Annotated in this window: 9 protein-coding genes; 2 read left to right on the forward strand and 7 right to left on the reverse strand. The window is 35.2% G+C overall.

The genetic code is table 11. The features are described 5' to 3' along the window. Positions 1–17: 17 nt before the first annotated feature. A complete protein-coding gene (locus tag ES765_RS18630; protein ID WP_138115855.1) occupies positions 18–1,616 on the reverse strand; it encodes a response regulator in 1,599 nt (532 codons plus the stop codon). After that, positions 1,613–2,332, reverse strand: coding sequence for an FIST C-terminal domain-containing protein (locus tag ES765_RS18635; protein ID WP_138115856.1), 720 nt, complete (start codon positions 2,330–2,332; stop codon positions 1,613–1,615). The genes ES765_RS18630 and ES765_RS18635 overlap by 4 nt, the downstream gene beginning before the upstream one ends. 494 nt (positions 2,333–2,826) lie before the next feature. Here ES765_RS18635 and ES765_RS18640 point away from each other — a divergent pair, with 494 nt between their 5' ends. Beyond that, positions 2,827–4,095, forward strand: a complete 1,269-nt coding sequence (locus tag ES765_RS18640) for a serine hydrolase domain-containing protein (RefSeq protein ID WP_138115857.1) — start codon at positions 2,827–2,829, stop codon at positions 4,093–4,095. 116 nt (positions 4,096–4,211) lie between these two features. Here the strand turns inward: ES765_RS18640 and leuB are convergent, their stop codons facing one another. From leuB to recG, 5 genes are all read right to left on the reverse strand, one after another. Beyond that, on the reverse strand, positions 4,212–5,267 hold the full coding sequence (gene leuB / locus ES765_RS18645; RefSeq protein ID WP_138115858.1) for a 3-isopropylmalate dehydrogenase: 1,056 nt from the start codon (positions 5,265–5,267) through the stop codon (positions 4,212–4,214). Positions 5,268–5,323: 56 nt separating this feature from the next. Next, entirely contained in the window at positions 5,324–6,838 is a 1,515-nt protein-coding gene (locus ES765_RS18650) for an alpha-isopropylmalate synthase regulatory domain-containing protein (RefSeq protein WP_138115859.1), read from the reverse strand. A 29-nt stretch (positions 6,839–6,867) separates the two neighbouring features. Then, positions 6,868–7,464 (reverse strand): 3-isopropylmalate dehydratase small subunit, encoded by a 597-nt coding sequence (gene leuD, locus ES765_RS18655; protein WP_138115860.1) that lies wholly within the window; start codon positions 7,462–7,464, stop codon positions 6,868–6,870. 78 nt (positions 7,465–7,542) lie between these two features. Beyond that, positions 7,543–8,961 (reverse strand): 3-isopropylmalate dehydratase large subunit, encoded by a 1,419-nt coding sequence (gene leuC, locus ES765_RS18660; protein WP_138115861.1) that lies wholly within the window; start codon positions 8,959–8,961, stop codon positions 7,543–7,545. Between the two features lie 105 nt (positions 8,962–9,066). Continuing rightward, on the reverse strand, positions 9,067–11,172 hold the full coding sequence (gene recG / locus ES765_RS18665; RefSeq protein WP_138115862.1) for an ATP-dependent DNA helicase RecG: 2,106 nt from the start codon (positions 11,170–11,172) through the stop codon (positions 9,067–9,069). Between the two features lie 197 nt (positions 11,173–11,369). Here recG and ES765_RS18670 point away from each other — a divergent pair, with 197 nt between their 5' ends. Next, complete coding sequence (locus ES765_RS18670) at positions 11,370–12,923, forward strand: M1 family metallopeptidase (RefSeq protein WP_138115863.1); 1,554 nt, start codon at positions 11,370–11,372, stop codon at positions 12,921–12,923. Positions 12,924–13,027: the final 104 nt, after the last annotated feature.

Genomic DNA, 13,027 nt, shown 5'->3' on the forward strand with positions numbered 1-13,027 from the left:
ATTTTTTAAATAGAACCTTAAAGTTTAGTTTTAACCTTGTTATTCAGAATTTTCAATATTGTTGCAAACAAGTCGTTTGCATTAAAAGGTTTACATATTAAACCATCTATACCATAATCCGATAAATTTTTTTTAATTGATTCTCCCATAGATGCAGATAAGGCGTATATGGGAATAGTTTTATTATGAAAATTTCCTGAAGTTCTTATGGCCATACAGGCATCTAAACCATTCATAACAGGCATTTGTATATCCATTAAAATAAGGTCATATTTCTTTATAAAAGCACTCTGTACAGCTAATTTACCATTCATTGCGATATCATAATCAACCCCCCATTTCTTAAGAAATTTTTCAATTAAAAGTATGTTTATCTTATTATCTTCTACCACAAGAATCTTATTGCCATATAGACTGTTTTTGACACAATCACTTTCAGTTCCTATTTTAAATTGACTCCCCTCCTCAAAAATAGATGCAATCGGATTTCCTTTCTTGAGGTTCAACTCAAAGCTAAAGGACGAACCTACATTATAGGTGCTTTCCATCGTAATGGTTGTACCCATCAATTCCAATAATCTTTGGCAAATTGTAATATCAAAGCCAGTTCGGCCATAAAACTGGGCTGTACTTACAGGGGCCTGAGCAAAATATTTAAATATTTTAGCTGTTTTATTATTTCTAATTCCAATACCGGTATCCGTTACAGCAAATAATAGTTTAGAAGTGTTTTTTGTTTCATTAATTACTTTAACCTCTAGTTCAACAATTCCTTCTCCGGTAAAGGTAATAGCGTTACTTATTAAATTGGTCAGAACGTGATACAATCTTCTACTATCACCTATCACTGAATCTTGCAAAAGGGTGTCTTTTTTTATTTTAAACTGAATTCCCTTTTTTGAGGCTTTATGGGTGAAAACACTTTGTACCGTATTTAACACTTGCTTTAAACTAAAATTAGCTTCTTCTAATTCTAGAGCGCCAGAAGCGATTTTATCATAATTCAAAATATTGTTTACTACCCCTAAAAGTTGTTCAGAAGAATATTTTAGTGTACTCAGGTTTTCTATTTGCTCCTTTTTAGAATTTTCGATTAGATGTATGTGGGTAATTTCTATAACTGCATTCAAAGGTGTTCTTATTTCATGTGACAAGGTAGATAAGAATTCACTTTTTGCTTTATGTGCTTTAACTTCTTTCCCTCTCTCTTTTATCAATTCAAATTCGGTACATTTTAAGTTAGTAAAGTTTACGATTGTTCCAATATACTCTTCAACTATTCCTTTTGATGATTTTATACCTTTAACGGTAATCTCCAACCATTGTCTTTTTCCATGTTTGTCAATAGATTCAAGGGTCTTACTAAAGGTGTTTACCTCTGGTTTACTGGTATCTAACAAATTCGTGATTGGCTTTAGCAGAATGTTTTTAATACATTTTACTAAAGGCTTACCTAGCGCATCTTTAATATAAATGGTTTCTGCATGTGGCTTATCAGAATCCATTTCCCTATAGCTACTATCCACCACCTTAAGCAATGGTACCATCTTTTCTAAATCTGTTTGATTTAGATTGAATTCACCTAATTGCTTTATTAGTCTTCGATGGTTCTTCAAAATTCAGGAAAAATAGTGACACAAATAGTCAAGTTATGTAAGCAGGTTTTAGGTAATTCAAAAATTGGTGCTATTTCACACCCAATAGATTTAGTGTTTTCTGTAAATTGGTTTATTACAGCTTCAACTTCTTCATATACCAAATCACCTAGCATCCTTATTCTACCCGAGTTGCTAATTAAAATAGCCAGCTCATGTTGATGATTATTTTGTTTTGCGATGATTTGGGCCGCATTTTCTGCGGCTAGTATTAACCGATCACTAGTTGCTTTCATGATGCGAACATGTGACTCCACTGAAATTTCTTTAGATATTAATAAACTTCGTTTCTTCTTATCAATATCCAATAGAGGCCTGATCACTTGGTTGTAATGTTCTTTATTAGGGAGCTTGAATCTTAACTTATCTACATGTGCTAAAACTTTTGAATCAACATCTGATGGTAAATCTGTTGAGTATAGTCTGATATTGTTTTTTATAAAATTTAGAACAACCATTACGATAACACCATACACTGTACTTTGACGGATTATTTCACCAGCAGTAATAGCCCCTAGTATAATAGAATTTTTAAATATATTTTTAATAATATAGATTATGCTTTCTACCTCATCATACGTGATGGAAATGAATAGAAATAGGATATCTAGATTAAAACAAATGTCCAATCTTTCTATTTTTTTTCGAGATATGATGTTGTGTTGAAATACTTTCATATTAATGTAGGAAAATGACTACACATTTTATAACGTTGAATTTTGTAATATAATGTCTATGACAACGCTTATTCGACAAAATGGCCATATCATTAGGTTTTGGATCTGAAGAGAAGTTATTTAATGGTTCTATAATGTAAAGTGTCTCAATTAATTAAAATGTTTATAATACAGGTAATGCATCTGGAACAAATTTGGTCAGTTTCCCTATAGCATTTAGATAGGGAATTACTAATAACAGTTTTGTTGGATGCATCTTTAGCATTCCAATAACGGTTCTTAATTTTAGTATTTAACTGTGAAGAGAATCGAAACCTAGAAAAACTACAATCAGCTGATAAGCTAAATAAATCTTGAAATTTAAAAGGTTATATTTGGAATCAATTCTTGTTTAACAATAGTCAATCGCCTTGTTAAAGTTTTTAATTTGTGTATTTTATTGGTACTTAAATTCAAATTACTGCGTTGTTAAAGAACCTAAATACTACAATCTCGTGCAGCGTACTAAACTATTACTAGGAACTTTACTATTGGGACTTTTCCTTTTTGTTCTAACTGATTCAACAGTTAAGGCTGATGATTCAAAGGAAATTATCTCAAACTCTAACCTTGTTAAAACACTTGCTGAAAAAAGAGAAATCAAACTTTATGGTATAAGGCAGCAAGCGTTAAATGAAGCATTGGCTACATATTTTGTGAAGGCGATAAATTCGGGCGATATCGTAGGTGCGGGTGTAAGTATTGTTCGCGGAGACTCGGTTATATTGTCGAATGGATTTGGGAAAAGAAGTGTAGATGGAATTGAGAATGTGGATGGCGAAACATTATTTAGATTAGGGTCAATTTCGAAAGGGTTTACGGGTGTTTTAGCTGCCAATCTTGAGAGTGAGGGCAAAATAAACTGGAACGATAAGATAGTAGAATTTATACCTAATTTTAAGTTTGGAGACAAAATTAATACTGAAAAAGTTGAAATCGCCCATCTTTTATCCCATACTTCTGGTACGCCTTATCACAGTTTTACGAATTTAGTGGAAGCTGGTTTATCAATGTCTACGATTGCTGGTCGTTTTGATGAAGTTCAGCCTATTAGTGAACCTGGTCTTCAATATAGCTACCAAAATGCAATGTTCTCATTGAGTCAAGAAATAATGTTGAAGGCTACAGGCAAAAATATTCAAACCTTGCTGACGGATAAATTTTTTAAGCCTTTAGGTATGGAATCAATTTCAATGGACCATCAGACCTTATTGAATAGTCAAAATGTTGCCGTACCACATACGAAGCGAGGCTCGAAATGGAAATCGATACCACTAAAGAACAAATATTACAATGCAATTGCTGCTGGCGGTATTAATGCTAGCCCTCTTGATATGGCCAAATGGATGCGGTTTTTATTGGGTCATAATCCTGAAGTTATGTCCAAAGCTTCAGTAGAACAAGTATTTAAACCATTTATTGAACTTAGTGGACACAGCAAGTATTACCAACGCTGGCCAGGTCATTTAAAATCAGCATATGGTTTTGGGTGGAGAGTTCATACCATAAAGGAGAAGGAAAAATCTTCAGAAGAAACAATTTGGCATCATGGTGGAAGTGTAAATAGTTATAGAAATGAAATTGCGCTATTTCCTGGTTCAGATTTAGGTATTTGTGTATTGCTAAATAGTAATTCAAAATTAGCTAAGATCGTTATTCCCGATATACATGCAATTGTAAAAAACATCTATGAGCAAGATATCGCTTTGCCTGTAAGTTTGTAAGTCAATTATTCAAACTCAAATCTTAGTTTCTCTTATAGAATTTTTTCAAAAAGTATACGAAATAAAAAATCCCCTTTAATCAATGATTAAAGGGGATTTCGTTTAAAATAATTCTATTAAATGTTGCTGGCCAACCAATCACCAACTTCGCTAGTTTTATAACTCTTACCACCATCGGCAAGGTCTTCTGTTACATAACCTTCAGCCAATGATCTATTTACTACTCGTCTAATTTCTTCCGCTTCTTCTGTCATGTTCATATCTTCAAATAGCATAGCTGCTGAAAGTACAGTTGCCAATGGGTTAGCAATATCCTTTCCAGCTGCTTGAGGATAAGAACCATGTATAGGCTCATATAAAGAAACTTTACTTCCTACTGATGAAGACGGCATTAATCCCATAGAACCAGCAATAACCGAAGCTTCGTCCGTTAAAATATCACCAAATAGATTCGCTGTAATAATAACATCATATCCTTTTGGCCATTGAATCAAACGCATGGCTACTGCATCAATAAATTCATAGGTAACTTCAACCTCAGGATAATCTTTTTCCATAGCCTGAACAGTTTCTCTCCATAGTCTAGATGATTCTAGTACATTGGCTTTATCTACACAACATAATTTTTTTGAACGTCTCATAGCCATATCAAAGCCTTTTTTGGCTAGACGCTCAATTTCAAAACGTTGGTACGTCATAGTATCAAATGCAGTATTACCGTCATCTTTTCTACCCCGTTCACCAAAATAGATACCGCCTGTTAACTCTCTCAATATAATTAAGTCGGTACCCTCAATTCTCTCTCTCTTTAAAGGAGATTTATCTATTAAAGAAGGAAAAGTAAAGGTTGGGCGTACATTGGCAAACAAGCCTAATTTTTGTCTCATTTTCAACAATCCCTGTTCTGGTCGAACCTTAGCCGATGGATCATTGTCAAATCGAGGGTGGCCTATGGCGCCAAAAAGTACTGCATCTGCGTTCGCACAAATCTCATGTGTTTCATCAGGGTAAGGCTCACCAACAGCATCAATGGCAGCTGCACCTGTAAGAGCTGGTTTCCATGTTATTTGATGGTCATATTTTTTTGCAATGGCATCACACACCTTTACTGCTTGATCAATAACTTCTGGACCGATACCATCACCGGCTAATAGGGCAATATTTAATTTCATTTTGTCTAGTTGTATGTTGCTCGTATTTCGTCATAGTGCGGCACGAAGCAATCTGTTTAAATTATATTCAACATTTTTTCGGTGGCCTTTATAGCACTAACCGTTTGGTCAGAATCCAATCCTCTTGAGGTGAATTCTTTTCCATCCATTTCCCAAGTAATTACCGTTTCACAGAGTGCATCTGAGTTACTTCCTGGGGGTATTCTCACCGAATAATCCGTTAATTTAGGCAGGGTTCTATTCTTGGCTATATATACTTTCTTTAAAGCGTTCATAAAAGCATCATACTGACCATCACCTTGCGCATTTTCCTCGTATGTTTTACCATCTATCTCAACAGATAGGGTAGTAGAGGGCATTAAACCTTTGGCATGAGTCAAAACATATGATTTAACAAATACTTTTTGTTTATGCGTAACAGTATCTAGAACATCAGAAATTATAAAGGGAAGGTCATCTTGAGTAACACGTTCTTTTTTATCACCTAATTCTATAATTCTGGCCGTTACTTTTTTTAATTCATCATCATTCAGTGTCAAGCCAAGTTCTTGTAAATTTTTCTGGATATTTGCCTTTCCAGACATTTTACCTAATGCATATTTACGCTTTCTTCCAAAACGTTCGGGCATGAGGTCACTGAAGTATAAATTCTTTTTGGTATCTCCATCTGCATGTATACCAGCAGTTTGGGTGAATACATTATCACCAACAATAGGTTTGTTAGCAGGTATCGTAAACCCTGTAAATGCAGAAACGAATTTGCTTACCTTAAACAAGGAAGATTCATTTACATTTATTTTGATTTCTGGTAAAAAGTCATTGATTACAGCTACGGCACTTGCCATAGGAGCATTACCTGCTCGCTCTCCCATACCATTTACCGTTAAATGTAAACCATGACAGCCAGCCTTTACGGCTTCCATAATATTGGCTACTCCTAAATCATAATCGTTATGACCATGAAAATCGAAGTGTAAATCGGGATATCTCTGAACTACCTCCGAAATATATTCGAATGTTTCAGTATAGGTTAAAATACCCAAGGTGTCCGGTAACAATATTCTTTTAACGGGTTGGGTTGAAATAAAGTCTAAAAATTCAAAAACATACGTTTTGGAATTTCGCATGCCATTACTCCAATCCTCTAAATAGATGTTATTAATAATACTATTTTCCGATGCTTTTTTGAAAATTTCGCTTATTTCTGAAAAGTGTTGCTTCGGAGTTTTCTTAAGCTGATGTTCCAAATGATTCAAAGAACCTTTTGTTAATAGATTTTGTGAAATTGCTCCCGCTTTTTTCATCCAATCTAATGAAACACCACCATCTACAAAGGTTAGAACCTCCACACGTTCTAAATATCCTTTGGTTGATGCCCATTCGGTGATTTGTTGCACCGCTTCAAGTTCACCATCAGAAACACGAGCCGATGCAACTTCTATACGATCAACCCTAAGCTCTTCTAAAAGTAGTTTGGCCAAGGTTAACTTTTCCGATGCGGAAAAGGATACTCCAGAAGTTTGTTCACCATCCCTAAGGGTGGTATCCATAATTTCCAATTTTCTTTTCATTAGAGTTCTTCCTTTAAATGAAAATTGGATTACAAAGGTGTGTTTTCAGCGAAAGTCTCTATATCCTTCTTAATATTCAATAAGTAATCAATATCGTCAAAGCCGTTTAACATATTGTTCTTCTTGTACCCATTGATATCAAAAGATTCGCTTTCACCTGTTGTTAATAATGTAATCTTTTGTTCTGGTAGATTTATTTCTAATTCTGTAGTTTCATCCGCCGCTGTCGCATCAAATATTTTCTGAAGAAATTCAGCACTTACCTGAACCGGTAATACACCAACATTTAAACAGTTACCTCTAAATATATCAGCAAAGAAACTAGAAACTACACATCTAAATCCGTAGTCATAAACAGCCCATGCAGCGTGCTCCCTAGATGATCCAGAACCAAAGTTTTTACCTCCTAACAATATTTTACCACTAAATCTATCTTGATTAAGAACAAAGTCCTCTTTAGGGGTATTGTCTTGATTATAGCGCCAGTCTCTAAAAAGGCTATCGCCAAAACCTACACGTTCGGTAGCCTTTAAAAATCGCGCTGGGATTATTTGATCTGTATCTACATTTTCTAATGGTAAAGGAACCGCTGTAGATGTTAGTATATTGAATTTATCGTATGCCATTTTTTGTTTTGTTGTTTGTGGATAGTTGTTCGTTGTTGGTTCTCAAGTTTGTTGCCGTGTAAAATTCACAGTCAACAATCAACCAGCAACCATTTCTTCCATTAATTCCCTAGGATCCGTTACTTTTCCGGTAACCGCTGCTGCTGCTGCAACTAAGGGGCTAGCAAGTAAAGTTCTTGAACCTGGACCTTGTCTTCCCTCAAAATTTCTGTTAGAGGTGCTTACTGCTAATTTACCAGAAGGTACCTTATCATCGTTCATTGCTAAACATGCAGAGCAACCTGGTTCACGAAGTTCAAACCCGGCTTCAATCAAAATATCAAGTATACCTTCTTCTTTTATAGCAGCTTCTACCTTATGCGAGCCAGGTACTAACCATGCGGTTACATTAGTTGCTTTTTTCCTTCCTTTTACGATGGATGCAAATGCCCTAAAATCCTCTATACGTCCGTTCGTACAACTTCCTAGAAATACAAAGTCAATTGGTTTACCCATCATACTATCACCTTCATTGAAAGCCATATACTTTAAGGATTTCTGATAGGTAGTTGCGCCACCTTGTACGGCACTTGCCATTGGGATATCGTTTGAAATACCCATCCCCATACCTGGGTTGGTACCATATGTAATCATTGGTTCTATTAAAGAACCATCAAAAGTCATTTCCTTATCAAAAATGGCATCTTCATCTGTGTAAAGTGTTTCCCAATATGCCATTGCTTTATCCCAACCTGCACCTTTTGGAGTGAACTCACGACCTTTTACATATTCGAATGTTTTTTCATCTGGAGCAATCATACCTCCACGGGCACCCATTTCAATACTCAGATTACAAACGGTCATACGACCTTCCATACTCATATCTGTAAATATTTCACCAGCATATTCTACAAAATATCCTGTAGCGCCAGAAGTGGTCAATTGAGAAATGATGAACAAGGCTACATCTTTCGGAGTAACCCCTCTACTCATTTTTCCATTTATATTGATACGCATTCTTTTAGGCTTTGGTTGCATAATACATTGCGTCGCCAATACCATTTCTACTTCAGAGGTACCAATACCAAAAGCGATAGCACCAAAAGCACCATGGGTAGATGTATGTGAATCTCCACAAACTATAGTAGCACCTGGTTGGGTGATACCGTATTCAGGGCCTACAACATGTACTATTCCGTTTTTTTCATGTCCCAATCCCCAATAAGAAATACCATGCTTATTGACATTTTCTTCGAGCATTCTCAACTGATTTGCGGATAGCGGATCAGCTACCGGCAAATGTTGATTTATGGTTGGTGTATTATGGTCAGCCGTTGCAAATGTTTTTTCAGGATGAATAACAGGAATATTTCTGTTTTTCAATCCTAAGAAAGCTACCGGACTGGTTACTTCATGAACCATATGCCTGTCAATAAACAAAACATCTGGACCATCTTGTATTTTATGTACTACGTGGGAATCCCACACTTTATCAAATAATGTTTTAGTTGCGCTCATATTCTTTCTAGTCTAAGTAAACAAATCTATTAAAAACAAGGGTTTCTCGGAAATGAACAGCCATCTAAATTACGATGTTCAACATCAAATGTGTTAAAAATAAAACTAACTAATATACGTCCAGATATTTTTGTGTTTGACCAATTGTGCATACATATGTCTGATAATCAAATGCTCTGGTTTTTCTAATGAAGGGTCTTCTTTGAGGATTTGTAAGGCGTAATACCGAGCTGTTTTAAGAATGTCATTATCCTTAACGATGTCTGCAATTTTTAGATTTAACAACCCGCTCTGTTGCGTGCCCATTAAATCACCTGGTCCACGTAGTTTTAAGTCCACCTCGGCAATTTCAAATCCATCATTGGTGGCTACCATGGTTTCTAATCGTGTTTTAGCTTCGGCAGATAATTTGTGACTTGTCATAAGTATACAGAAACTTTGGTCTGCTCCTCGGCCTACACGACCACGTAATTGATGTAATTGTGATAACCCAAAACGTTCTGCACTTTCTATAATCATGACAGATGCATTTGGTACGTTGACACCAACTTCAATAACCGTGGTTGCCACCATGATCTGTGTTTCACCTTTAACGAAACGTTTCATTTCAAATTCCTTATCGGCAGGTTTCATTTGTCCGTGAACGATAGAAATTTGGAATTCAGGTTGAGGGAAATCACGAACAATGCTTTCATACCCATCCATTAAATCTTTATAATCCATGACTTCTGACTCCTGTATCAATGGGTATACGACATAAATTTGTCTCCCCTTTTCTATTTCATCGCGAATAAACCGAAAGACCTTAAGTCTATTGGCATCATATCGATGTACTGTTTTAATAGGTTTACGCCCAGGTGGTAATTCATCGATTACAGATATATCTAAATCCCCATATAAACTCATGGCTAATGTTCTTGGAATAGGGGTAGCTGTCATGACTAAAATATGCGGTGGAAATTCATTTTTATGCCAAAGCTTAGAACGTTGTGCGACACCGAATCGATGTTGCTCATCAATAATAGCTAACCCGAGATTTTTATACTTTACCTTATCTTCTAAAAGTGCATGGGTTCCAATTAAAATGTGTAGCTCACCATTTTCTAATTGCTCGTGAATAGGCTTACGTGCTGATTTCTTCACTGATCCCGTCAATAATGCACACGTTATTTGGGTGCCTTCTAGTAATTCTGAAATGCCATGAAAATGTTGATTTGCCAAAATTTCGGTGGGTGCCATTAAACATGCCTGAAAACCATTGTCAATTGCCAGTAGCATGGTCATAACTGCTACAATAGTTTTACCCGAGCCTACATCGCCCTGTAATAAACGGTTCATTTGGGCATTACTCCCTAAATCAGACCTTATTTCTTTTATTACTCTTTTTTGAGCACCTGTTAGTTCAAAAGGTAATTTATTAGCGTAGAAATCATTAAAAAATTCCCCCACTTCATTAAATGGAAATCCTTTTATTTTTTGTTTTCTTGACAGATTTTTGCCAATTAGTTGTAGCTGGATGTAAAATAATTCTTCAAACTTTAGTCTAAATTGTGCTTTCGCTAATAACTCTTGACTTTTAGGAAAATGAATATTGAATAGCGCTTCATTTTTGGCAATGAGCTTTAATTCATAACGTAACTTGTCAGATAAACTTTCGGCAAATTTACCATTGACTTCTATAAAAAGCTGTTGCATCAACTTATTGATGACCTTATTGCTAATACCTTTATTACTCAACTTTTCGGTAGAAGGGTATACCGGTTGCATATATACTTTGGCCCCTTGTTCATGTTCGGTCAGTAATTCCATTTCTGGGTGTGGCATTGAAAAAGTACCATTGAACCAATTACATTTTCCAAAAATCACATAAGGAATGTTCAGCTTTAGGTTTTCCCGTATCCATTTTTGCCCCCTGAACCAAACCAACTCCATTTCTCCGGTATCGTCAATAAAACGGGCAACTAACCGAGTTCCTTTTTTTTGTTCGACCGATTTAATATGAACTAATTTTCCAATTATTTGTACATCGGCACTACTACGTTGTAATTGTGCGATTTTATAGTATTGGGTCTTATCAATATATCGATTGGGAAATAGATTGAGTAAATCTTGGTAGGTTTCCACTCCCAATTCTGATTTCAAGGTTTCAGCCCTGTTGGGTCCGACTCCTTTAAGATAGACTATAGGTGTTTGTAGAAAACCGCTGTTCATATTACGAATTTAGAGCTAAAGATATTTAACCACAAGAGAAGTAATACCTTTTCATACGTTTATAATAGCTTGGCTTTAGGGATAATTATAGTTCAACATTTATTAACTTAAATGTGAATGAAAATAGTTGGTATGTTTTCTCTGGATCTTGGATTAGTTATTGACAAGTTGAAGCGAATACCTAATATATTTGTAGAATGAGATTTTTTGGTGTGCTATTCTTTTTGGTTTTCAGCTACTGGGCAAATGCCCAAGAGTTGTCTGTAGATTTTACCCATATAGCAATCACTGTTCAGCCTATACCAGCTGAGGCTAAAATAGAGGGTAGTGGTATGTACACATTTGATTTGAGAGCAAAAGTGGATTCCATCCATATTGATGCACAAAAAATAACAATCACAGCGTTCAAGATTGATGATAATGAGTATGCCTATGTTAATACCGGAAAGAAAATAAGCTTTAAGGCACCGATTATACTTGGGGAGCATAAGCTTTACCTTACATATTATACTACTCCTACTAAGGCACTTTATTTTATTGGGTATGATGATGAAATGGTAGGTAATGAGCAAATTTGGACGCAAGGTCAAGGTAAATATACAAGCAATTGGGTACCGTCATTTGATGATATGACAGAAAAGGTTGAATTTGACCTTAGTATATTATATGATGAAAACTTCACCGTAATTGCCAATGGAAAACTCGTTGATTCAGTAACTAAGAATGGGATAACACAATGGAATTTTAATATGGATGACCCCATGAGTAGTTATCTTTTAGCTTTTGCCATTGGAAAATATGATAAACAGCAATTGTTTAGTAAGACAGGAATACGTATTGAAAATTATTATTACCCAGCGGATAGTTTAAAGGTGGAACCTACCTTTCGGTATACAAAAGAAATTTTTGATTTTTTAGAAACGGAGATAGGTGTGGCCTACCCATGGCAAAATTATAAGCAAGTACCAGTTCATGATTTTTTGTATGCAGGTATGGAAAATACTAGTGCTACATTTTTTTCTGATGCTTATGTGATTGATTCAACTTCCTTTATCGATAGAAATTATGTAAATATCAACGCACATGAATTGGCACATCAGTGGTTTGGTAATTTGATTACGGAGGAAACAGGAGACCACCATTGGTTACAAGAAGGTTTTGCTACCTACTATGCTTATTTGGCTGAAAAGGAAGTGTTTGGGGACGACTATTTTTATTGGAAGTTATTCGATTCAGCTAAGGTTTTGAATGACGCTTCAAAAAAAGGAAAGGGAGAGAGTTTACGTGATCCGAAAGCCAGTAGTCTAACCTTTTACGAAAAAGGAGCTTGGGCATTGGTGATGCTTCAGGAGCAAATAGGAGAAACAAATTTCAAAACCGGAATTAAAAATTACCTGAATACATACCAATTTAAAAATGTAACCCTATCAGATTTTATAACTGAGATGGAGGAGGTGAGCGGTAAAGACCTAAATCATTTTGAAGAACTTTGGCTAAGAAGTACTTCATTTCCGAAAAAGGAAATAAAAGATTTTTTAATAAAGCATAACCATTCGATTAGAATGTATTATGTGTTAATACATGATGAACGGAATAGTTTATTTACAAAACAATTTTTAGAAGATTCAGAATTATCAACAGCTCTAAAATTAGAGCTTCTAAAACAAGAAAGGAATATTTCTGATATGGAGTTCTTACCATTAATTTCAGTTGATAATTTAAATATTAACCTGAGTTCGATTAAAACATAACTAGTTGATTTGTTTTAACGGTTTGATATTTGATGCTAGGTTTCTTGGGCAAGAAGCTATATGCAATAAGGCCTGAGATAATATTCACCAAGAAATTACCAAAG

Origin of the sequence: Maribacter sp. ACAM166 (assembly GCF_005771495.1) — a bacterium.
GTDB lineage: Bacteria > Bacteroidota > Bacteroidia > Flavobacteriales > Flavobacteriaceae > Maribacter.

What these genes read in the sequence shown, in the direction of transcription:
- leuB (WP_138115858.1), bottom strand. Translation starts at nt 5,267, where the DNA reads ATGAAATTAAATATTGCCCTATTAGCCGGTGATGGTATCGGTCCAGAA.
- ES765_RS18650 (WP_138115859.1), bottom strand. Translation starts at nt 6,838, where the DNA reads ATGAAAAGAAAATTGGAAATTATGGATACCACCCTTAGGGATGGTGAA.
- leuD (WP_138115860.1), bottom strand. Translation starts at nt 7,464, where the DNA reads ATGGCATACGATAAATTCAATATACTAACATCTACAGCGGTTCCTTTA.
- ES765_RS18635 (WP_138115856.1), bottom strand. Translation starts at nt 2,332, where the DNA reads ATGAAAGTATTTCAACACAACATCATATCTCGAAAAAAAATAGAAAGA.
- recG (WP_138115862.1), bottom strand. Translation starts at nt 11,172, where the DNA reads ATGAACAGCGGTTTTCTACAAACACCTATAGTCTATCTTAAAGGAGTC.
- ES765_RS18670 (WP_138115863.1), top strand. Translation starts at nt 11,370, where the DNA reads ATGAGATTTTTTGGTGTGCTATTCTTTTTGGTTTTCAGCTACTGGGCA.
- leuC (WP_138115861.1), bottom strand. Translation starts at nt 8,961, where the DNA reads ATGAGCGCAACTAAAACATTATTTGATAAAGTGTGGGATTCCCACGTA.